The organism is Plantibacter sp. MMLR14_011, from assembly GCF_001865025.1.
Lineage (GTDB): Bacteria > Actinomycetota > Actinomycetes > Actinomycetales > Microbacteriaceae > Plantibacter > Plantibacter flavus_A.
This window is the reverse complement of sequence record NZ_MJGW01000002.1, coordinates 57590-80129: the sequence shown is the minus strand read 5'-3', so window position 1 is coordinate 80129 and position 22540 is coordinate 57590. Positions and strand designations below refer to the sequence as shown.

Below are 22540 nucleotides of genomic sequence, written 5' to 3'. Positions count from 1 at the left end.
TGCAGGCGATATGGCGAGCTCTCCTTCTTCGAACGCCGACGCCGTGCAACCGGTGATCGTCGGCTGGCCCACGGCAACCGTCCCCGAGTCGTCCTCCGACGAGCGTGCCGGCGGGAGTCGGCTGCTGGAGGGGCTCAACCCGCAGCAACGGATCGCGGTGGAGTACCGGGGCCAGGCCCTGCTCATCGTCGCCGGTGCCGGATCGGGCAAGACGAGTGTGCTCACCCGCCGCGTGGCGCTGCTGCTCGAGCAGCGGGAGGCATGGCCGAGCCAGATCCTGGCGATCACGTTCACCAACAAGGCCGCCGCCGAGATGCGTGAGCGGGTGCAGGCGCTCGTCGGCCAGGCCGCGCAGGGCATGTGGATCTCCACCTTCCACTCCGCCTGCGTCCGCATCCTCCGGCGCGAGGCCGAGCACTTCGGTTTCACCAAGAACTTCACGATCTACGACAGCGGCGACCAACGCGCCCTGTTGAAGCGGATCATCAAGGAGCTCGAGGCCGATGCGTACGGCTTCACGCCGTCCAACACCTCCGCGAAGATCTCGAAGCTCAAGAACGAGCTGTCGGACGTCGAGTCGTACTCCCGCACGATCAACACGAACGACCCGCAGGAACTCGTCTTCCTGCAGGTCTTCCGGAAGTACACGCGCGCGCTGGCCGACGCGAACGCCTTCGACTTCGACGACCTCATCAGCCAGACGGTGTTCCTCTTCCGGGCGTTCCCGCACGTCGCCGCGCAGTACCAGCAGCGGTTCCGCCACATCCTCGTCGACGAGTACCAGGACACCAACCACGCCCAGTACTCGCTCATCCGGGAGCTCACGCGTGCGCCCGAGGCCGGCACGGATCAGCTCGCCATCACCCGCACCGAGGGTGCCTCGCTCACCGTCGTCGGCGACTCGGACCAGTCGATCTACGCGTTCCGCGGGGCCGACATCCGGAACATCACCGAGTTCGAGCGCGACTTCCCGGGTGCCAAGGTGGTGCTGCTCGAGCAGAACTACCGCTCCACGCAGAACATCCTCTCGGCCGCGAACGCGGTCATCTCCAACAACTTCGACCGCAAGGACAAGAAGCTCTGGACGGCCGTCGGCGACGGAGAGAAGATCGTCGGCTTCACGGGGTACTCCGGCCACGACGAGGCGCAGTTCATCGCCGACGAGATCGAGAAGCTCCGGAACGCCGGCACGGCCTACAGCGACATCGCGGTGTTCTACCGCACGAACGCCCAGACCCGTGCGCTCGAGGAGATCTTCATCCGCGCGGCCCTCCCGTACCGGATCATGGGCGGCACCAAGTTCTACGAACGCGCCGAGATCAAGGACGCCCTCGCCTACCTCGTGTCGGTCGCGAACCCCGCCGACATCATGGCGCTGCGGCGCATCCTGAACACGCCCAAGCGTGGCATCGGACCGGCGACGGAGACGGCACTCGCGAGCTTCGCCGAGAACAACGGCGTCACCTTCCGCGAGGCCATGCGGCGTGCCGACGCCCTCGGGCTCGGGCCGAAGGTCACGAGCGCGATCCTGCAGCTGTCGGCGCTCCTCGACGAAGCGCAGGCCGCGCTCGACGACGCCGCTGCGGCCGACCGCCCGACGGCGTCCGCGACCGCGGTCGGCGACGTCCTGTCGCTCCTCATGACGAAGAGCGGCTACCTCGACTCGCTGCGCAACAGTCGCGACCCGCAGGATGAGGCACGCGCCGAGAACGTCGACGAGCTCATCGCCGTCACCAAGGAGTTCGCCAAGAACAACCCCGACGGCGGCATCGTCGACTTCCTGACGGAGGTCTCGCTCGTCGCCGCGGCCGACGACCTCGACGACGCGACGGGCAGCGTGTCGCTCATGACCCTGCACACGGCGAAGGGCCTCGAGTACGATGCGGTCTTCCTGACGGGCATCGAGGAGGACCTCCTCCCGCACCGGATGTCGGCGAACGAGCCTGGCGGCCCGGCGGAGGAGCGGCGCCTGTTCTACGTCGGCATCACCCGCGCCCGTAAGCGCCTCTACCTCTCGCTGGCGATGACTCGTGCCCAGTACGGCGAGACGGCCGTCGCCATGCCCAGCCGCTATCTGCAGGAGATCCCGGCCGAACTGATCGAGTGGCGTCAGTCGCCCGGCAACGTCAACGGTCGTGGTGGAACCCAGTCTCGCGCCCTGAACGCCCGCCGCGCCCCTTCGAGCGACCGCTGGTCGGTCCGCTCGCTCCCGGAAGGAGCCTCCGCGGGCGACACCCGGTTTTCCGGCGGTTCGAGCAAGCCGGAGACGGCCTGGGCCAACCGCATCACGGCGAAGGTCCGCGACAACGGCGATCTCGAGCTCGTCCCCGGCGACCGCATCTCCCACGCGGACTTCGGTGTGGGGCGGGTGAACGCCGTCACCGGCGAGGGCGCGAAACGCATCGCCCACGTGCAGTTCGAGTCGGCGGGAGCCAAGAAGCTGCTGATCAAGATCGCCCCGATCGAGAAGGTGGAGTGACCCCCTGTTCCGTCGGCAGTCCCCGGCGGCATCAGGTTCCCCAGTCCTGGCGAAGCCTCTAGGCTGAGGCATCATGGCTCTGTTCTCCAAGCGCAACGCGTCCGATGCCCGATCCGCAGCGGCGGAGGCAGCGACCTCCGCCCGGGAAACCGAGGAGGACACGACCCCCGCGGTCACCGAACCGGTTCCGCACGTTCCCATCTCGGTCACGACGGTCAGTTCCGCCGCACGGACACCTGAGTCCCCCGTATCGGTGCCGGCTGCCCCGGCGGCCGCTCCGGCGCCCGCGGCCGGGGAGCCCGACACGAACGTCGACCTCGCCCAGGCGCTCACGGCCCTGGCCGAAGGCGGTGACGAGCGTGCGATGATGCATGTCCTGCGCCAGAGCATCCAGGGCAAGCTCCTGCTGTCCACGAGCCTCGACGGTGTCTCGGAGGAGGACAAGGCCGCGGGACGCGTCCCGCTCGGCGTCCACCGCGACCCGGAGGGGGCCGTCTACCTCCTCGCCTTCACCTCGCCTCGCGAGCTCGAGAAGACGCGGACGGCCGAGGGCCCCGTCTCCGGGGTCGCGGTGGACGCGGTGTGGGCGCTGCGTCAGGCGGCCGGCGAAGGCTACGCCGGCATCGTGCTCAACCCCGCCGACGGGAAGGCGAGTGCCGTCGTCCCGAAGACACTCATCGCCCGCCTCTTCGGCGACGGCCGGAACAACGACCTCGCCAAGCAGGCGCTCGCCCAGCCTCGCGACGCCGATGCCCTCCAGCAGCTGGTGGCGGCACTCGCCGCACACGGCGGATTCGTGGCGGGACGAGCAGAGATGGACGAGGAGGGTAACCGCAAGACCGTCGGCATCGCGGAGACCCGGCTCGGGGACCGCCGCCTGCTCGAGGTCTTCACCTCGCCCATCGAGATCGCGGCGCTCGGCCGCGGCGACGACGCGTATCCCGTGACCGCCGCGGAACTGGCGGCTGCGCTCCGGAGCGACGAGGGCATCACCGGGATCATCGTGAACCCTGCGGCGCCGTGGCTGGACGTCGACCGCGCCCAGCTCGCACCCCTCCTCGACGTGCGCTGAGCGTCGCACCCGCTCCACTCGGAGTGATCCGCCGACGGAGAGCGAGCAGGATACCGCCGAGCGCAAGCGCCCCGATCGCCGCAGAGCCGGCCGTGAGCAGGGAGTGGTCGTCGGCGCCGGTCTCGGCGAGGCGCGCTTCGGGCACGGTCGGTGTCGAGGCGAGTGTGATCTCCGACGCGACCCCGAAGGCGGATCGCCAGGGGCGGATCATCGCGCCGCCGTTCTCCGGCAGGGTGTCGCTCGGCTCGATGCGTTCGACCCAGACGTAGTAGCCGTCCTCGGGAAGGACGCAGGACGGTGTCGTGTACTCGCCGGGGCCTGCATCCACGAGCGTCTCGACCTCGCAGACCACCGGTGCTCCGAGCGGGACCTCTGGTGCCTCGACCGGGCGCTCCGCGAACGGACCGAGCAGCTGGCTGCGGACGGTCACCGGGATCGGCGTGTACGGTCCACCCTCCGGTCCGATGAGGCCCCACTCCGCGGCGAGGCCCGAGTCGGTCGCGATCCCGACCGACAGCCGGTCGGTGATCTCGGTTCCCGGTGTCGCCGTCGCATGCGAGGTGGTGGTGACGACGACCGGCTGGAAGGGGAGTGGTGTCGGGCGCTCGCGGTCTGCGCTCGCCCCTGCGGCGACCGTGATCGGGCGGGCGATGAGGACGCTCTGCACGTTGGCGGCGCTTCGAGCGATCGTGAGCCCGGCACCGTAGGGCAGCTCATCGAAGGTGGCGTTCGCTGAGAACGCCACGACGGCGGCATCGGTGCTCGGCAGGATCCGCAGGCTCTCACCGTTCCCGACGGCCCGCTCGGAGGTGCCGTCCTCGAAGGTCGCGCCGTCGAGGGTGACCGTCCCGGTGTGGGTACCCGGTGGCAGGGTGGTGACGCCGGAGGAGACGAAGTCGACGGCGAGTTCCGTTCGGACGAGGTCGAATCCGTCCTCGCCGCGTTCGATGGACATGGTGGCGCTCGCTCCCCGACTCGCGCCGCCGGGCCCGTCGGCCTCGGCGAGCATCTGATGGGCCCGTGCCAGCACGCGGTCGGCGCTCGCTCCTGCCCGAGCGGCGATCTGCGCCGGTGTCCACCCGTTCAGGCCGGTGATGATCCAGGTGGCGAGCTGTCCAGCGGCCGCCTCGTCGGCGTCCTGGCTGGCACCCCAGTGTCGCGAGAGGTAGGCCAGGCGGGCGGCGTCCTCAGGGGTGAACCAGCCGAGCGATGATCCGTCGACGTGCTCGTAGGCGTGACCCGGCGGGATCGGGAGGTCGAGGTTGATGCAGAACCCGACCGTCCCGTCGTCGAAGGCCCACGAGCCGAGCCAGCGGCCGTTCGAGGCGTCGCGGTGGCCGTAGGCGGCGCCGGTCGCGGTCAGGGCGGAGGACGCGGTGGCGCCGCCGAGGACGATGCCGAGGACGAGCGTCAACAGGATCGGGACGGCCGCCAGGAGCCGGAGGATCCGCGGTCTGCCGCCGAGGAGGCGGCCGGTCTGGGGGAGGTGGTGTGTTGTCATGCCCCCATCGTGCGAACCGCGGTACCTCGGTCAGCCGGGCGAGGATCCGAATGTGGACGGGACTGCTCCGCCAGTGGGCTGTGGAGGGCGGTCCTGGAACGTCGTCAGCCGAGGTGGCGGGCCGCGTCCGTGCGATCCCGCTCTCGCATCGCCCGGAGGTACCAGGCGGAGGGTGCCGCGCGCAATCGCTGCGGAAGACGCGGCCAGACGGCCCGCGCTGCGGCGACCCGCCGCGCGAAGCGACGCTGCTGCCGGGGTGTGAAACGGAACCCGTAGGCGCTCCGCAATCCGTCGGGAAGCAGTCCCGCCGTCACGAGCCGGACGAGGGGGAGCAGACACCGGACGGGGAGGGGCGCCGCACGCGCGGTCATGAGCTCGACCGAGACGCGGCGTGCCTCCGCGGTGACGTGGAGTCCCGCGACCCGGGCTGCGAAGTACTCGTCGAACGCGGCCCGGGTCGGAGGCCAGCGGTCGGGCGGGAGCTGCAGGCTCGTCCCCACGATCGCGTACTCACGGTGCAGGCGCTCCCGCGACTCCTCGTCGAGCGGGCCGAACACGAGCTCGTAGACCTGGACGGCGGTGTCGTACAGCGTGGCCGCGACCCAGAGTTGCGCGTCGTGGTCGAAGGCCGAGTACCCCGGGGCGGCCTCGCCCGGCTGAGCGCGGACGGGCGCGTGGGCGTGGTTCACCCGCCGGGCCGCGCTCCGCTGCTCGTCCGGCGTACCGAGGGCGAGCGCGTAGACGAAGGTGAGGGTGGCGTGCAGCCGGTCGAGCGGGCGGGAGCCGAAGTCGCTGTGCCGCGCCACCCCGGCTGCGACCGAGGGGTCTGCGATCTGGAGCAGGATGGCCCGTCCGGCGCCGGCGACGAGGATGCCCTCGCGAGCGAGGTCCGCCATGCCGGTCATGGACCCGACCTTAGTCGTTCACTGCGAACGTCCGGTTGCGGCGCAGCGCTGGGGGTAGAGTCGTCACTGGCCCTTTTTCTCTCGCCGCCGAGATAACGCGCGGCCGAAAATCGCCACGACAATCACAGCAGAACGCGCGAAGCGCGGATGGGAATGACACGTGGATCTTTACGAGTATCAGGCACGAGACCTGTTCGAGCAGTACGAGGTGCCGGTCCTCGCCGGCATCATCGCCGACACCCCGGACGAGGTGCGGGCCGCGGCCGAGCGTCTCGGCGGCGTGGTCGTCGTCAAGGCCCAGGTGAAGGTCGGAGGCCGCGGCAAGGCCGGCGGCGTCAAGGTCGCCAAGACCCCCGACGAGGCCTACGAGGCGGCGAAGTCCATCCTCGGACTCGACATCAAGGGTCACGTCGTCAAGCGCGTGATGGTCGCGGCCGGCGCACGCATCGCCCAGGAGTTCTACTTCTCGGTGCTGCTCGACCGCGCCAACCGGTCCTACCTGTCGCTCACGAGCGTCGAGGGCGGCATGGAGATCGAGCAGCTCGCGGTCGAGAAGCCCGAGGCACTCGCGCGCATCGAGGTGAACCCGCTCACCGGTGTCGACAAGGCGGCCGCGGTCGAGATCGCGAAGGCTGCGAACTTCCCCGAGGAGCTCGTCGACCAGGTCTCCGACGTCTTCGTGAAGCTCTACGACGTCTACAAGGGTGAGGACGCGACGCTCGTCGAGGTCAACCCGCTCGTCCTCACGGAGGAGGGGCGCATCGTCGCCCTCGACGGCAAGGTCTCGCTCGACGAGAACGCCGCCTTCCGTCACCCGAACCACGCCGAACTCGAAGACACCGCAGCCGAGGACCCCCTGGAGCTCAAGGCCAAGGAGAACGACCTCAACTACGTCAAGCTCGACGGCGAGGTCGGCATCATCGGCAACGGCGCTGGGCTCGTCATGTCCACGCTCGACGTCGTCGCCTACGCGGGCGAGCAGCACGGCGGCGTGAAGCCGGCCAACTTCCTCGACATCGGCGGCGGCGCCTCGGCCGAGGTCATGGCAGCCGGCCTCGACGTCATCCTCGGCGACGCCCAGGTGAAGAGCGTGTTCGTCAACGTCTTCGGTGGCATCACCGCCTGCGACGCGGTCGCGAACGGCATCGTGAAGGCGCTCGAGATCCTCGGGGACGCAGCGACCAAGCCGCTCGTGGTCCGTCTCGACGGCAACAAGGTCGCGGAAGGCCGCGAGATCCTCGCCGCCGCCGCGCACCCGCTCATCACGCTCGCCGCAACCATGGACGAAGGCGCCGACAAGGCCGCCGAGCTGGCTTCGAAGTAAGGGATCGCACAAGCATGTCAATCTTCCTCAACAAGGACTCCAAGGTCATCGTCCAGGGCATCACCGGAGGCGAGGGCACCAAGCACACGGCGCTCATGCTGAAGGCCGGCACCCAGGTCGTCGGCGGCGTCAACGCCCGCAAGGCCGGCACGACCGTCACCCACGACGGTGGCGTCGAGCTGCCAGTGTTCGGCACGGTCGCCGAGGCCATCAAGGAGACCGGCGCAGACGTGTCGATCGCCTTCGTGCCCCCGGCCTTCACCAAGGACGCGGTCATCGAGGCCATCGACGCCGAGATCCCGCTGCTCGTCATCATCACCGAGGGTGTGCCGGTCGGCGACTCCGCCGAGTTCTGGGCCTACGCCCAGTCGAAGGGCTCCAAGACCCGCATCATCGGCCCCAACTGCCCCGGCATCATCACGCCTGGTGAGTCCCTCGTCGGCATCACGCCCGCGAACATCGCCGGCAAGGGACCGATCGGCCTCGTGTCGAAGTCGGGCACCCTCACGTACCAGATGATGTACGAGCTGCGCGAGATCGGGTTCTCGACGGCGATCGGCATCGGCGGCGACCCGATCATCGGCACGACGCACATCGACGCGCTCGCCGCGTTCGAGGCCGACCCCGAGACCAAGGCCATCGTCATGATCGGTGAGATCGGTGGCGACGCCGAGGAGCGCGCGGCCGATTTCATCAAGGCGAACGTCACCAAGCCGGTCGTCGGCTACGTCGCGGGCTTCACCGCGCCCGAGGGCAAGACGATGGGCCACGCCGGCGCGATCGTCTCGGGTTCCGCAGGCACCGCGCAGGCGAAGAAGGAGGCCCTCGAGGCCGCTGGCGTCAAGGTCGGCAAGACGCCGAGCGAGACCGCCGACCTCATGCGTGAGATCATCGCCTCGCTGTAACACCCGCAGCTCGACTGCGACCACGACGCGGCGCCCGGTTCGGGCGTCGCGTCGTGGCGTTTCGGCCCACGCACGCCGTGTGCCTGACCATCCGCGGGCGCGGCTCCAGGTAGGGTCGAAGGCGCATGAACCGTCTGACCGTCGCCCTCCTCGCCGCCCTCGATGCCACCCTCGCCGTGGCCATCGGCATCGGTGTCGCACTCGTCCCACTCCTCGCCCTGTGGGCCCTGCACTTCCAGTTGGACGTCGACCCGGCCGCGCTCTGGCGGGGGGCCGTCGACATCTGGGCGCTCGGCAACGGCTCGAGCATGCGCATCACCCTCGACACGGCCCTCATCACCCAACTCGGACTGCCCGCTGGGATGGAGCCGTTCCTCGTCTCCCTGGCGCCCCTCGCCTTCACGATCGGCACGGTCCTGTTCGGTCTGCGCACCGGGGCCCGCGCGGCGCGCAGCACCTGGTGGCAGGGTGCCGTCGTGCTGTCGGTGTTCGTGTTCGCCCTGCTCTCGTTCTTCGTGGCCCTCACCGCCCTCCACCCGGCGGTGCGTCCCTCGATCGTCCAGGGGACCCTCGCGCCGACCGTGCGCTTCGCAGGCGGGGTCGTGGTCGCCGCTCTGTGGGTCCGATTCCGTGAGCAGGACGCGGCCGATCCGATCCTCGACGGACTCCGCGCGATGCGGGACCGGATGCCGGACGGGACCTGGTCGATGATCGTCGCGGCGCTGCGTGGTGGAGCGCTCGCAGCCACGGGACTGGTGGCGGTCTCCGCGGTCCTGACCGCCATCCTCATCGCCGTCGGCTACGGTGCCATCATCTCCCTGCACGAGAGCGCGCAGTTCGGCGTCCTGGGTGGTGCGATCGTCACCGGCGCCGAACTCCTGTACCTCCCGAACCTCGTGATCTGGGCCATGAGCTGGATCACCGGCGCGGGCTTCGCCATCGGGAGCGGCACGGCGATCTCACCGATCGGCACGCTCGTCGGGCCCATGCCGGCCGTGCCGGTCCTCGGCGCCATCCCGACGGGGGAGAGCCCACTCGGTTTCGCGGTCCTCGTGGTCCCGGTCGTCATCGGATTCGCCGCCGCCGTGGTGCTGCGCCGTCGTCTGCTCGCCGACCTCGACGGGCGTGGCGGGCTCGCACGGCTGGCGGTCGTCGGTCTCGGCGTCGGGGTCACCGCGGGCATCATCGTCGGTGTCCTCGCCGCCCTCTCGGCGGGCGCGGCAGGCCCAGGTCGCCTCATCGAGGTCGGCCCGAACGGTTGGGCGACGGGCCTGTGGACCACGCTGACGGTCGGGATCGCGGCCGTGGTCGGCATGGCGGCCGGTCCGACGCATCTGGCCGATGAGGACCGCCTCCCGGAGCTGTACGCCCAGCCGAGCGGCCGGGGTGCCCGCGACCGATAGGATGCTCTGGTGCTGTCACTCGTCGTGCTGATCTCCGGTGGCGGATCCAATCTCCGCGCCCTCCTCGAAGCCTCACGCGACGCGGATTTCCCCGCTCGCGTCATCGCCGTCGGTGCCGATCGGGAGGCTGACGGCCTTGCTCACGCCGAGGAGTTCGGCATCCCGTCGTTCACCGTCCCGTACTCGTCCTTCGACTCGCGGGCGGAGTGGGGCGCGGCGCTCCTCGAACAGATCCGGGTCTGGAACCCGGACGTCCTCGTCCTCAGCGGCCTCATGCGCCTCCTGCCGCCCGTCGTCGTCGACGCCCTCTCGCCGCGCATCATCAACACGCACCCCGCGTACCTCCCCGAGTTCCCGGGCGCGCACGGCGTCCGGGACGCACTGGCGGCAGGCGCCTCGCAGACCGGGGCATCGATCATCGTCGTCGACAACGGTGTCGACGCGGGTCCGATCATCTCGCAGGAGCGTGTCCCGGTCCTGCCCGACGACACGGAGCACAGCCTCCACGAGCGGATCAAGCCGGTGGAGCGTCGACTGCTCGTCCAGGCCGTCCGCGACCTCGCCACCGGAACCATCGACCTCGAGGCGCTCTCCACGGCGTCCCGCCCGCCAGCAGAAGGAGCACCCCAGTCATGAGCGGTCCCAGCCACGACCACAGCCTCTACCGCGAACGCGACCTCGTCCCCGTCCGCCGGGCGCTGATCTCGGTCAGCGACAAGACCGGGCTGCTCGAGCTCGCCGGCGCACTCGCGGCAGCGGGCGTCGAGATCGTCTCCACCGGCTCCACTGCGGCGACCATCCGCGGTGCGGGCCACACGGTGACCGACGTGTCCGAGGTCACCGGATTCCCCGAGTCGCTCGACGGTCGCGTCAAGACCCTGCACCCCTCGGTGCACGCCGGACTCCTCGCCGATCTGCGCCTCGAATCCCACGAGGCCCAGCTCGCCGAGCTCGGTATCGAGCCGTTCCAGCTCGTCGTCGTGAACCTGTACCCCTTCGTCGAGACGGTCGCGAGCGGCGCCGCCGGTGACGACGTCGTCGAACAGATCGACATCGGTGGGCCGGCGATGGTGCGCGCCTCGGCGAAGAACCACGCCAACGTCGCGATCGTCGTCTCTCCCGAACGCTACGGGCTGATCACCGAGGCCGTCGCGGCCGGCGGCACCACGCTCGCTCAGCGTCGCTCGCTCGCCGCGCAGGCCTTCGACCACACCGCCTCGTACGACGCGGCGGTGTCCGCTTGGTTCGCGAGCACGGAGACGACCGAGGTGGACGCCTTCCCCAGCACGCTGACCGTCACCGGTCGTCGCGAGGCGGTGCTGCGCTACGGCGAGAACTCGCACCAGGCCGCGGCGCTGTACGTCCGTCCGGGTGGTGCAGGGATCGCCCAGGCGACGCAATTGCACGGCAAGGAGATGTCGTACAACAACTACGTCGACGCCGACGCGGCGGTCCGCGCGGCCTACGACTTCGCCAACCCCGCCGTCGCGATCATCAAGCACGCGAACCCGTGCGGTATCGCCTTCGCGAACCCGAAGGCACCCGACCCGATCGCCTCGGCCCACCGTCGGGCGCACGAGTGCGACCCGGTCTCCGCCTTCGGCGGCGTCATCGCAGCCAACCGCGTCGTGACCCTCGGCATGGCCGAGACGGTCAAGGAGATCTTCACCGAGGTGCTCGTCGCCCCGGGCTTCGAGGACGCCGCGCTCGAGGTGCTCAAGACGAAGAAGAACCTGCGGCTCCTGCAGCTGCCGGAGGACTTCGTGCGTGAGGACCGCGAGGTCCGGCAGATCTCCGGTGGCCTGCTCTACCAGGACGCGGACCGCTTCGCCGACGACCCGCAGGACACCGCCAAGGGCTGGACGCTCGTCACTGGCGAACCGGCCGACGACGACACCCTGCTCGACCTCATCTTCGCGTGGAAGGCGTGCCGCTCGGTCAAGTCCAACGGCATCCTGCTCGCCAAGGGCAGCGCGAGCGTGGGCGTCGGGATGGGCCAGGTCAACCGCGTCGACTCCTGCCACCTCGCCGTGAGCCGAGCCGGTGACCGCGCGGCGGGCTCCGTCGCGGCCTCGGACGCCTTCTTCCCGTTCGCGGACGGCCTGCAGGTCCTGCTCGACGCCGGCGTGCGCGCGGTCGTGCAGCCCGGTGGTTCCGTCCGCGACGAAGAGGTCATCGCTGCGGCCGAAGCCGCCGGCGTGACCATGTACTTCACGGGGGAGCGTCACTTCTTCCACTAGGCCGTGCCGCCCGCCCCTGTGGGGGTTCTGGGCTGGCTCTTGGTGATCTCCCAGCGGCGTCGGGCCCACATGGCCCGACGCCGCTGTGTCGTTGGGCTACGGTTGTCGGATGACTGCCACCTGGAGCCGCAAGCTCATCGCATCCGCCGCCGCCGCCGTCGCGACCATCGTCGTGGGCTTCCTGGGGGTCATGTTCGTCACGTTCGTCGGCTACCAGTTCGCCGGGACGATCTTCGCCCAGGCGAGCCCGTACTTCTTCGAGAGCACGATCATCACCTTCGTGCTGCTGCTGATCGTGGGCGTCGTCGGCCTCTACCGGTACCGACTCCTCGCCCTGCTGGGCGGCGCCGCCCTCGCCGTCATCGGAGCGCTCCTCGGCCTCATCGTCCAGGTGGCGACGACGGGGCAGCCCATCGACAGCACCGTGCTCGGCAGCATCGTCGCGACGCTCATCAGCCTCAACCTCGTCTTCGTGGTCGTCGTCGCGCTCTCCGCGGCATTCATCGGATACCCCGTGTACTGGATGGTCGTCCGCACGCAGGACGCCGTGCTCGACGACGGACGCCGGATCGCGCTCGTGCGCATGCCCGCCTCAAACCTCGCCGAAGGCCTCGTGACGCACCTGGAGCGCACGCCGATCGATGCCGAGCTCGCCGACAAGCAGTGGGACGCCTACGTCGCCGCGTTCGACGCCGCCGGCTGGGACACCACCGAGGTCTCCTGGGCCGAGCAGCTCGCGGACTCCGTCTTCATCGAGGACGCCGTCATCGTGATCGGCGACGTCGCCGTCGTGACCCGACCTGGCGCAGAGAGCCGTCGCCCCGAGGTCGTCGCAGCCGAGACCACCGCCCGTGAGCTCGGCCTCCGGATCCACCGGATCGAGGGCGAAGGCACCCTCGAGGGCGGCGACGTCCTCCGGGTCGGCACGACCGTCTACGTCGGTCGCAGCGGCCGCACCAACGCCGAAGGCGTCCGGCAGCTCCGAGCCATCCTCGCGCCGCTCGGGTTCGATGTCGTGGCGGTCCCCGTCACGACCGCCCTCCACCTGAAGTCGACGGTCACCGCGCTTCCCGACGGGACCGTGCTCGTCCACCCCGACCTCGTCGAGGACCCGTCCTTCTTCGGTCGCCACCTCGTCGTGCCCGAGCGCGAGGGCGTCGCGGTCGTCGAACTCGCGGAGGACACCGTGCTCATCTCCGCAGCCGCTCCCAAGACGGCTGCGCTGCTCGAGGACCGCGGCTACACCGTGGTCCAGGTGGACATCAGCGAGTTCGAGAAGCTCGAGGGCTGCGTGACCTGCCTGTCCGTGCGGGTCAGCTGAGCCGATCGTGGAGCAGCAGGCTGGAGCGCGCGGCGGTCGGGATCTGAGCCGGAGGACCGTCGCGCAGCGATTGGACATCCCGCTCGAGATGGCCAGACACCACGGGATTCCGCCGTTCTGGTCGGCGGACCAGTTGGCGGCGTTCCAGGCCGACCCGCCCGCCTGGTACGTGCAGTCCCGCGCGAACCGGACCGGGAAACGGCCGGTCTGGGTGGAGTTGCGGTGCTCGATCTGCGGCACCAGCGAGACGCTCCGCCCGAAGAAGTGGTGGCCGGAGTTCTCGATGGTGACCTGTTCCTGGCACGGCGCCGACGAGCTGCCGCCGGTGCCCGAGGGTGCCCGTCGGCGGGAGGTCGACGGCATCGGAGCCTTCGTCGGCATCGTCGACGAACCGATCTCCTGACGACGGGACCACCCGGACCGGTGCGTGCAACCGCATGGATCCCTTGCAGGCTGATGGCCGATTCCCATAGTCTGGTCTGCTGCGCCGAACCTCGTTCACCGTGATCGGTCGCCGCCCGCGTTCGAGTGCGACCTGTACACCCGGCCCGCGGCTCTCGCCAAACAGGATGAGGAGGATGCCATGACGCTCTCGAACCACACCGCGCTCGCGCCGACGGTCGATCGTGCCCGCTCCGCCTCGAGCCGCCGCCCCGTGGCCGTCCCGGCGCCAGCCGGACGCGCCGCCGCAGCGGACGCCGACGCTTAGCACGAGCGCCAGGCAGTCCACCTCACCATCCGTCCGGCCTCGTCCGGGCCCGTCACCGGATGCTGCGACCTCGCACAGCGACCTCGCCGTCCGGCCGTTCCACGACCATCATCCCGTCGGTGATCGACGTCACCGACGCTCTCGCAAGGAATCCCCGTCATGACTCCGCTCGGCGATGAACGCCGTCCTGTCCAACCGCGCCAGAGCACGTTCCGTGCCCTGATGCGGATCTACCCCTTCGCGAAGACCGCCATGCCGCGGATCGTGCTCGGCATGGTCGCCGCGCTCGTCGCCGGCCTGGTGGCTCTCGCGATCCCGCTCGTGCTGCAGGCGCTCGTCGACGGTCCGCTCTCGACCGGCGACTCCGCGCAGATCTGGCCGGCTGTGCTCGTGGTCCTCGCCCTCGGTGTCCTCGAGGCGGTCATGATCGCGCTGCGCCGCTGGTTCGTACTGACCCCCGGGACCCACGTCGAGGCGCGGATGCGCAATGCGCTGTTCGCCAAGTTGCAGGACCTCCCCGTGACCTTCCACGACCGGTGGCAGAGCGGACAGCTGCTCTCCCGCGCCGTCAGCGACCTCGGACTCATCCGCCGGTGGATCTCGTTCGGCTTCGTGCTCCTGATCGTCAACGGCGTCACGATCGTCATCGGTGCCGTCATCCTGTTCACCTGGAACTGGCTGCTCGGACTCATCTTCATCGCGCTCGCCATCCCCGTGTGGGTGTTCGGGTTCACCTTCGAGGGGCGCTACTCGGTCATCGCCCGGCGCAGCCAGGACCAGGCGGGTGACCTGGCGACCGCCGTCGAGGAGTCCGTCCACGGCATCCGGGTGCTCAAGGCGTTCGGTCGCGGCAAGCACGCCCTGCGGAGCTTCACGTCGCGCGCCGAGGACCTGCGGGGGACCGAGATCGAGAAGGCCAAGGCCATCGCGGGGATCTGGTTCTGGCTCGTCCTGTTGCCGGACGTCGCCTTCGCGCTCTGCCTGTTGGCGGGGGTCTGGCTCGCGTCGATCGGTGAACTCACCGTCGGTCAGCTGTTCGCCTTCTTCGCGACGGCCACGATCCTGCGGTTCCCGATCGAGTCGATCGGCTTCCTGCTCGCGATGACCTTCGACACCCGGACGGCGACCGACCGGTATTTCGAGGTCATCGACTCGGTCAACACGATCACCGACCCCGAGCACCCCGTACGCATCCGTGAACCGCGCGGCGAGCTCGTGTTCGAGGACGTGCATTTCCGCTACCAGGACGCACCCGACCGCTATGCGGACGTGGTGGACGGCGTCGACCTCCGGCTCGAGCCTGGGGAGACCATGGCACTCGTCGGTCTGACGGGTTCCGGGAAGTCGACCATCACGGCACTGACCACCCGCCTGTACGACGTCACGGGTGGGCGGATCCTGCTCGACGGGGTCGACATCCGTGCGCTCACCCGAGAAGACCTGCGCCGGCACATCGCGATGGCGTTCGAGGATGCGACCCTCTTCTCGGCGAGCGTCAAGGAGAACGTCCTCCTCGGGCGGGACGACATCGACCTCGACTCCGCGGAGGCCGATCGGATCCTGCGCGAGGCGCTCGACATCGCCCAGGCCGGGTTCGTCGACGAATTGCCGAACGGCGTCGAGACGCTGGTCGGTGAAGAGGGGCTCAGCCTGTCCGGTGGGCAGCGTCAGCGGCTCGCACTCGCGCGTGCGGTGGCCGCGCGGCCGGAGGTGCTCGTGCTGGACGATCCGTTGTCGGCGCTCGACGTCGACACCGAGGCGCTCGTCGAAGCGGCACTCCGCCGCGTGCTCGCCTCCACCACGGCCCTGATCGTCGCCCACCGGCCGAGCACCGTCACCCTGGCGGACCGCGTCGCCCTCCTGGAGGACGGTCGCATCACCGCCGTGGGTCGCCACAGTGAGCTGTTGCAGCACAACGCCCATTACCGCTACGTGATCTCGAGTCTGGAAGACGACGAACGAGAGTCAAACCGCCAGGAGGTGAACCTGTGACCCCGCCGACGACCGTCCACGGAGTGGAGGGTGAGGAGCGCGACGACCTCACCCGTGACGAGTCCGCGCACATCCGGCGCCGTTCGCTGCGCCTGCTCGGATCGCTGCTCGCGCCCCTGCGCCTGCGCGTGATCGCCGCCATGACCATCGTCGTGGTGTCGACGGCCGCCCAGGTCGCCGGGCCCGCGTTGATCGCCCTCGGCATCGACCGCGCCCTCCCGGCCGTCCTGGAACGCGCCGACTGGATGCCGGCCTTCCTCGTGGTCGGCGCGTACCTGCTGACCGGCGCCGCCGGTGCGACGCTGATCTCCTGGTACACCGTGCTCGCCGCTCGGATCAGCCAGGCGATCCTGATCGACCTGCGGAAGCGCGTGTTCCTGCAGACGCAGCGGCTCAGCCTCGACTTCCATGAGAGCTACACCTCGGGTCGCATCATCTCCCGGCAGACGAGCGACCTCGACTCCATCCGCGAGCTGCTCGACTCCGGGATCAATCAGCTCGTGTCCGGCGTGCTGTACATGGGGTTCACCGCGGCGGCCCTCGTCCTCGTCGACTGGGTGAGCGGGCTGGTCCTCCTCGGATCACTCATCCCGCTGTTCGTGCTCACGCGCTGGTTCCAGCTCCGCTCGCAGCGGATGTTCCGCGAGTCGCGGGTCCGGTCGGCGAAGCTCATCGTGTTCTTCGTGGAGGCGATGACCGGTATCCGTGCTGTGAAGGCGTTCCGGAAGGAGCGGCGGAACGAGCGCGCGTTCGGCGAGCTCGTGGAGCAGTACCGCGACACCAACGCCCGGGTCATCCAGCTGTTCGGGGTGTTCGATCCCGGACTGGTGTTCATCGGCAACGTCTCCGTCGCCGTGGTGCTCCTGGTCGGCGGGTTCCGGGTCGCGGACGGACAGCTCGCGATCGGAGCGCTGCTCGCGGCGCTCCTCTACACGCGGCGGTTCTTCGACCCGATGGAGGAGATGGCGATGTTCTACAACTCCTACCAGTCGGCCGCTGCGGCGCTCGAGAAGATCTCCGGCGTGCTCGAGGAGCGTCCCGGGGTGCCCGACCCGGTCGCGCCGGTCGACCTGTGGACGTCGCAGGGACGCATCACCTTCGACGACGTGACGTTCGCGTACGCCGCCGACCGGGTGGTGCTCCCGGAATTCGACCTCGAGATCCCGGCAGGGCAGACCATCGCACTCGTCGGCACGACCGGTGCGGGCAAGTCGACGCTCGCGAAGCTCATCAGTCGGTTCTACGACCCGACCGACGGTGCGGTGCGCCTCGACGGCATCGACCTGCGCGACCTCCACCCGAAGGACCTCCGTCGGGCGATCGTCATGGTGACGCAGGAGGCCTACCTGTTCTCCGGCTCGGTCGCCGACAACATCGCGTTGGGCAAGCCCGACGCGACGATCGAGGAGATCACCGCCGCCGCGAAGGCCGTCGGCGCGCACACCTTCATCGAGGCGTTGCCGAACGGCTACGACACCGACGTGAACAAGCGCGGTGGTCGGGTCTCGGCCGGACAGCGGCAGCTCCTGTCGTTCGCGCGGGCGTTCCTCGCGGATCCGGCCGTGCTGATCCTCGACGAGGCGACCGCATCGCTCGACATCCCGAGCGAGCGACTCGTCCAGGACGCGCTGCAGACCCTGCTCGCGGACCGCACCGCGATCATCATCGCGCACCGGTTGTCGACCGTCGCGATCGCCGACCGGGTGCTCGTGATGGAGCACGGCCGGGTGGTCGAGGACGGCGCGCCAGCGGAGCTCATCGGCGGCACGGGTCGGTTCGCCGCGATGCACGCCGCCTGGCGGTCCTCGGTCGGCTGACCCGGGCCGCGCAGGCGTGTCCACGGGGTCCTCAGGTGACGGAGTGACCCCGTGGGCACTACACCTCGTCTCGTCGACCTGCCACAATGAGCGGATGACCAGTCAGGAACCGCGTTCGCTGCGTGTCGCCGTCGCGGACGACGCGGTGCTCCTCCGTGAGGGTGTCGCGCAGATCCTCAAGGCGGGTGGTCACGACGTGGTCGGATCGTTCGGGTCGGCGGTCGACCTGGTCGACCGCATCGACGCGGGGCTGCAGCTCGACGCCGTGGTGCTCGACATCCGGATGCCGCCCACCCACACCGACGAGGGCATCGTCGCCCTCGAGCAGTTGCGGGCGTCGGGCTTCGCAGCCGGGGTGCTCCTGCTGAGCACGTACGCGGTGCCCTCCTACGCGGTCCGCGCGCTCGGCTCCGGAGGTGGCACCGGTTACCTGCTGAAGGACCGCGTCGCCGACTCCGGGACGCTCGTCGACGCCGTGGAGCGCGTGGCGGCGGGTGAGTCCGTCGTGGATCCCGAGGTCGTCTCCCTCCTCGTCGCGGAGCGGACCCGGTCCGACGGCCTGGACCACCTCACGGAGCGGGAACGCGAAGTCCTCACCCTCATGGCCGAGGGGCGATCGAACTCCGGCATCGCGAAGGCGCTGGTCGTCAGTCTGAAGACCGTCGAAGCACACATCAGCCGCATCCTGGCCAAGCTCGGACTCGAGGACTCACCGGCGGACCACCGCCGCGTCCTCGCGGTCGTGCGATGGCTGGAACACACGGATGGCTGACGGTCGCCCACACGGACGGGCGACCTCGCTGCCCATCCCGGCACCGGCCGGCCGCGGGCGCCTGCCGTGGCCGCTGCGACTCGGCATCCTGCTCGCCGCCGCACTCGTGTGCGTCCTGTCGGTCGTGTTCGGCGTCGTCCAGCCGGGTATCGCCGACGGCAACGGTCTGCCCTGGTTGGTGGGCCACCTCGCGGCACTGGTGGCGGCAGGGCTGATCTGGTGGCTGGCTCCGACGGCCGCTCCGGGCTGGGTGATCGTCGGGTACGCGCTGGCCGAGACGGCCTACATGTGGGCGTACGGCGTCGACGCGGGCTGGCTCTGGCCGCTCCTCATGTCGATCTCCGTGCTCCCGGGGGTCGCGCTGGTGTGGCTGGCCCTGGCCTTCCCGGCGGGCCGGCTGCGGCGCGGCTTCGATCGGCGGCTCGTCATCACCGCCTCGGTCTACCTCGTCACCTATGCGATCGTGACGCTCCTGGTGACCCCGAACCACGTGCTCGACGCGAGCCATGAGCGGAGTCGGTACGCCGTCCTCGCGACCGGAGACGTGGCCGACGCGCTCGGTCGGGTCCACGCGGGTGTCATGGGGGCCTTCGCGGTCGTGGTCGCGGGTGTCGTGCTCCTGCGGTGGGCGCGGAGCAGCGGAGCGGCCAGACAGGTCGCCTTCATCATGCCGGTGGCGTTCGTGTTGTGGCTCGTCATCGGGGTCGCGTGGTCCCTCGTCCGCCTCGGGGGATGGCCGGAGCACCTCCGGCTCGTCGTCGAGGACCTCAACGCGTTCTCGGTGGTGCTCGTCCCTGCCGCGTACGCGACGGGTCTCATCCGGATGCGGACGATCCGCGCCAGGGCCGTCGACCTCGTGCAGACCGGACAGCTGAGCGAGACCGGTCACGACCGCTGGGACGGTGCGGTGAAGACCGTCCTCGGGGACCGCACCGCCCGGCTCGTCTGGCCGGGATCGCAGCGGACCACCGACCGGGACCCACGCGGTCGGGCGATGTCGAGCGTCGGCGACGCGGACGCGCCGCTCGTGTACATCGAGCACGACGCGGCTCTGCTCGACAATCCGCAGTTGCTCCGGTCGGTGTCGGCGTCGCTGCGCATTATGATCGACAACGAACGACTCACCGCTGAACTCCGCCACTCGTTGCGCGAGGTGAGCCGGTCGCGGTTGCGCATCGTGCAGGCGGCCGACGAAGCGCGACGGCGGGCGGAGCGCGACCTGCACGACGGCTCCCAGCAGCAGCTGTTCTCCGTCGCGCTGCGACTCCGGATGGCGAGCGACGCTGCACGCGCCGACGGCCAACTCGCCCTGGCCGACGGCCTCGAGACCACCATCGATCAGCTCGCGAGCGCCATCAAGGAGCTCCGCGAACTCGCCCGAGGTCTGCACCCGGCGCTCCTGGCCGAGGGCGGACTGGCGCCGGCGATCGCCGAACTCGGGCGCCGGTGCACCGTCGTCACCAAGGTCGCCGTCGAGCTCCGCGAGCGGCCCGGGCAGCTCATCGAGTCGACGGTCTACTACGTCGTCTCGGAGTGCCTGGCCAACGTCACGAAGTACTCCGGGGCGTCGAGCTGCGAGGTGGTCGTCTCCGACGATCCGGACGGCGGGCTCCGGGTCGTGGTCGCGGACGACGGGGTGGGCGGTGCCGACCCCGCGCGGGGAAGCGGGTTGCGCGGTCTGGCGGACCGGGTCGACGCCGTCGGCGGGACGATGCGCGTCGAGAGTCCGATCGGTGCCGGGACGGTCGTCTCGATCCACCTGCCCGGCTGATCGGGTGCGAAGCCGGTCAGTACAGCAGTGCCTCGCGACCCAGGCGGTACCGCCCGCCGCTCATCGGGACGATCGGTGTGCCCTCGGCCTCGTAGTGTTCGAGGGCGCGATCCTCGTGCCCCGTCGGAGGGAGACCGCCCGACCGGACGACCCGCCACCAGGGCACGGCGTGCCCGTACTGCGCCATCACGCGACCGACGCCGCGCGCCGACTTCGACCCGATGATGGACGCGACCTGGCCGTAACTCAGGGCGCAGCCCTCGGGGATGTCGGCGACGACGGCCAGCACGGCCTCGGCGAACGCCTCAGCCGAGTCCGTCGGTGACGACCCGCTCACCGTCTCAGAGGCTGATGCTGCCGATGGTCTCGCCGTACTGGGTCTCGCCGACGGGGGAGAACCCGACGCGGAGGAAGAACGCCTCGGGACCGAGGTCGCCGGGCTCGTAGATGACGTTGACGTGGTCGAAGCCGCGCTGCTTGGCCTCCTCGATGAGCGAGGCCACCGCGAACCGGCCGACGCCGCGGCCCTGGTCGTCGGCGTCGACGTTGATGCGCCACAGGGCGGAGCGGAACTCCTCCTGCGTCGACTCGTGGTCGAAGTTGGCGGAGATGAATCCGACGACCTCGTCGCCGTCGAGGATGACGCGCTGCCAGGAGGTGGCGGGGTTCACGACCGCGGCCGCGACCGCGTAGGACACCGGGGCGATGAACTGCTCCTGCCCGGGTTTCATGGTGAGCGCGTTGACCGCCACGATCGTCGATGCGGACAGTTCTTCCAGACGCAGCTCAGCCATGAGCCCAGGCTAACCTGTCCGGCGGACCGCGGATAGTCCGTCGGACCGCCGACACGCTCCTCGCGGCGACATCCACGGCCGACCCACAGCCGGGGAGCGGGGCGTCCGGGTGCCGTCGGATCCAACTGTCTCGATGTCAAGAGACCTGGCAGGTCTTGTAAGCTAGGGCGTGGCCGTGCCGTCCACCTTTCGGATGCGGTCTCCTCCATGCCATGCGGAGCACTCCACCGCGTGCGCACCTCCGTAGGCCGCTCGGCTCAGGGCGGCATCAGAAAGGACAACCAGTGTCGAAGATCAAGGTCGAAGGCACCGTCGTCGAACTCGACGGCGATGAGATGACTCGCATCATCTGGCAGTTCATCAAGGACTCGCTCATCCACCCCTACCTCGATGTGAACCTCGAGTACTACGACCTCGGCATCGAGAAGCGTGACGAGACGGACGACCAGATCACGATCGACGCCGCGCACGCCATCCAGAAGCACGGCGTCGGCGTCAAGTGCGCGACCATCACCCCCGACGAGGCACGTGTCGAGGAGTTCGGTCTCAAGAAGATGTGGCGGAGCCCGAACGGCACCATCCGCAACATCCTCGGCGGCGTCATCTTCCGCGAGCCCATCATCATCTCGAACATCCCGCGTCTCGTGCCCGGTTGGAACAAGCCGATCATCATCGGCCGCCACGCGTTCGGCGACCAGTACCGCGCGACCGACTTCCTGTTCAAGGGCGAGGGCAAGCTCACGGTCGAGTTCACGCCCGACGACGGCTCGGAGCCGCAGAAGTTCGAGGTCTTCCAGTCGCCCGGCGACGGCATCGCACAGGTGCAGTACAACCTCGACGCCTCGATCCGCGACTTCGCGCGTGCCAGCCTCAACTACGGCCTGAACCGCAACTACCCGGTGTACCTCTCCACGAAGAACACCATCCTCAAGGCCTACGACGGCCGGTTCAAGGACATCTTCCAGGAGATCTTCGACGCGGAGTTCAAGGAGCGGTTCGAGGCTGCCGGCATCACCTACGAGCACCGACTCATCGACGACATGGTCGCCTCGGCCATGAAGTGGGAGGGTGGTTACGTCTGGGCCTGCAAGAACTACGACGGCGACGTCCAGTCCGACACCGTGGCTCAGGGCTTCGGCTCGCTCGGCCTCATGACGAGCGTGCTGGCCACGCCCGACGGCAAGATCGTGGAGGCCGAGGCCGCACACGGCACCGTCACGCGCCACTACCGCCAGCACCAGCAGGGCAAGCCCACGTCGACGAACCCGATCGCCTCGATCTTCGCGTGGACCCGTGGTCTGCAGCACCGAGGCGTGCTCGACGGCAACCAGGAGCTCATCGAGTTCGCGGCGACCCTCGAAGACGTCGTCATCAAGACGGTCGAGTCCGGCGCCATGACGAAGGACCTCGCGCTCCTCGTCGGCCCCGACCAGGCCTACCAGACGACCGAGGAGTTCCTCGAGACCATCTCGGCGAACCTCAAGGCGCGCCTGGCCTGACGACGTCGGCCTGACCGGCACCGGCACCACACGGAC

The 22540-nt window shown here is 69.7% G+C and carries 19 protein-coding genes; 15 read left to right on the top strand and 4 right to left on the bottom strand.

Translation table 11 applies throughout. From position 1 onward, the window contains the following. Positions 1 to 10 precede the first annotated feature (10 nt). Positions 11 to 2479 carry an ATP-dependent helicase gene (locus BIU99_RS03205; protein ID WP_071259468.1) on the top strand — a complete coding sequence of 823 codons (2469 nt, stop codon included), beginning with the start codon at positions 11 to 13 and terminating at the stop codon, positions 2477 to 2479. A 73-nt stretch (positions 2480 to 2552) separates the two neighbouring features. Further along, positions 2553 to 3551, top strand: coding sequence for an SseB family protein (locus tag BIU99_RS03200; protein ID WP_071259466.1), 999 nt, complete (start codon positions 2553 to 2555; stop codon positions 3549 to 3551). Here the strand turns inward: BIU99_RS03200 and BIU99_RS03195 are convergent. After that, complete coding sequence (locus tag BIU99_RS03195) at positions 3478 to 5052, bottom strand: hypothetical protein (protein WP_071259464.1); 1575 nt, start codon at positions 5050 to 5052, stop codon at positions 3478 to 3480. The two genes, BIU99_RS03200 and BIU99_RS03195, sit on opposite strands and share 74 nt — an antisense overlap. A gap of 104 nt (positions 5053 to 5156) precedes the next feature. After that, positions 5157 to 5957 (bottom strand): oxygenase MpaB family protein, encoded by an 801-nt coding sequence (locus tag BIU99_RS03190; protein ID WP_071259462.1) that lies wholly within the window; start codon positions 5955 to 5957, stop codon positions 5157 to 5159. Between the two features lie 160 nt (positions 5958 to 6117). On the opposite strand from BIU99_RS03190, the gene sucC reads away from it, so the two are divergent. The 12 genes from sucC to BIU99_RS03135 all read left to right on the top strand — a co-directional run bounded on the left by sucC (position 6118) and on the right by BIU99_RS03135 (position 20211). After that, positions 6118 to 7281, top strand: coding sequence for an ADP-forming succinate--CoA ligase subunit beta (sucC, locus tag BIU99_RS03185; RefSeq protein ID WP_064296654.1), 1164 nt, complete (start codon positions 6118 to 6120; stop codon positions 7279 to 7281). 14 nt (positions 7282 to 7295) lie between these two features. After that, entirely contained in the window at positions 7296 to 8186 is an 891-nt protein-coding gene (sucD, locus tag BIU99_RS03180) for a succinate--CoA ligase subunit alpha (protein ID WP_064296653.1), read from the top strand. Between the two features lie 125 nt (positions 8187 to 8311). Next, complete coding sequence (locus BIU99_RS03175; protein WP_071259460.1) at positions 8312 to 9589, top strand: DUF6350 family protein; 1278 nt, start codon at positions 8312 to 8314, stop codon at positions 9587 to 9589. Positions 9590 to 9598: 9 nt separating this feature from the next. Further along, positions 9599 to 10225 (top strand): phosphoribosylglycinamide formyltransferase, encoded by a 627-nt coding sequence (gene purN, locus BIU99_RS03170; protein WP_064296651.1) that lies wholly within the window; start codon positions 9599 to 9601, stop codon positions 10223 to 10225. Beyond that, entirely contained in the window at positions 10222 to 11829 is a 1608-nt protein-coding gene (gene purH, locus BIU99_RS03165; RefSeq protein WP_071259458.1) for a bifunctional phosphoribosylaminoimidazolecarboxamide formyltransferase/IMP cyclohydrolase, read from the top strand. The genes purN and purH overlap by 4 nt, the downstream gene beginning before the upstream one ends. 109 nt (positions 11830 to 11938) lie before the next feature. Continuing rightward, positions 11939 to 13150 carry a dimethylargininase gene (ddaH, locus tag BIU99_RS03160; RefSeq protein WP_071259456.1) on the top strand — a complete coding sequence of 404 codons (1212 nt, stop codon included), beginning with the start codon at positions 11939 to 11941 and terminating at the stop codon, positions 13148 to 13150. An 88-nt stretch (positions 13151 to 13238) separates the two neighbouring features. Then, positions 13239 to 13553 carry a hypothetical protein gene (locus BIU99_RS03155; RefSeq protein ID WP_071259810.1) on the top strand — a complete coding sequence of 105 codons (315 nt, stop codon included), beginning with the start codon at positions 13239 to 13241 and terminating at the stop codon, positions 13551 to 13553. Between the two features lie 180 nt (positions 13554 to 13733). Then, positions 13734 to 13859 (top strand): hypothetical protein, encoded by a 126-nt coding sequence (locus tag BIU99_RS20330; RefSeq protein ID WP_255376697.1) that lies wholly within the window; start codon positions 13734 to 13736, stop codon positions 13857 to 13859. A 222-nt stretch (positions 13860 to 14081) separates the two neighbouring features. Continuing rightward, on the top strand, positions 14082 to 15851 hold the full coding sequence (locus tag BIU99_RS03150; RefSeq protein WP_254773559.1) for an ABC transporter ATP-binding protein: 1770 nt from the start codon (positions 14082 to 14084) through the stop codon (positions 15849 to 15851). Next, entirely contained in the window at positions 15848 to 17668 is a 1821-nt protein-coding gene (locus BIU99_RS03145) for an ABC transporter ATP-binding protein (RefSeq protein ID WP_064296647.1), read from the top strand. Before BIU99_RS03150 ends, BIU99_RS03145 begins: the two co-directional genes overlap by 4 nt. A gap of 94 nt (positions 17669 to 17762) precedes the next feature. After that, positions 17763 to 18440 carry a response regulator transcription factor gene (locus BIU99_RS03140; RefSeq protein WP_064296646.1) on the top strand — a complete coding sequence of 226 codons (678 nt, stop codon included), beginning with the start codon at positions 17763 to 17765 and terminating at the stop codon, positions 18438 to 18440. Continuing rightward, the gene (locus BIU99_RS03135; RefSeq protein ID WP_071259452.1) at positions 18433 to 20211 is read left to right on the top strand and encodes a sensor histidine kinase; all 1779 of its coding nucleotides are present in this window, start codon (positions 18433 to 18435) and stop codon (positions 20209 to 20211) included. Before BIU99_RS03140 ends, BIU99_RS03135 begins: the two co-directional genes overlap by 8 nt. A 16-nt stretch (positions 20212 to 20227) precedes the next feature. Here the strand turns inward: BIU99_RS03135 and BIU99_RS03130 are convergent, their stop codons facing one another. Continuing rightward, on the bottom strand, positions 20228 to 20548 hold the full coding sequence (locus BIU99_RS03130) for an MGMT family protein (RefSeq protein WP_064296644.1): 321 nt from the start codon (positions 20546 to 20548) through the stop codon (positions 20228 to 20230). A gap of 4 nt (positions 20549 to 20552) precedes the next feature. Beyond that, positions 20553 to 21005 carry a GNAT family N-acetyltransferase gene (locus BIU99_RS03125; RefSeq protein ID WP_064296643.1) on the bottom strand — a complete coding sequence of 151 codons (453 nt, stop codon included), beginning with the start codon at positions 21003 to 21005 and terminating at the stop codon, positions 20553 to 20555. Positions 21006 to 21289: 284 nt separating this feature from the next. On the opposite strand from BIU99_RS03125, the gene BIU99_RS03120 reads away from it, so the two are divergent. Then, on the top strand, positions 21290 to 22504 hold the full coding sequence (locus tag BIU99_RS03120; RefSeq protein WP_064296642.1) for an NADP-dependent isocitrate dehydrogenase: 1215 nt from the start codon (positions 21290 to 21292) through the stop codon (positions 22502 to 22504). Positions 22505 to 22540: the final 36 nt, after the last annotated feature.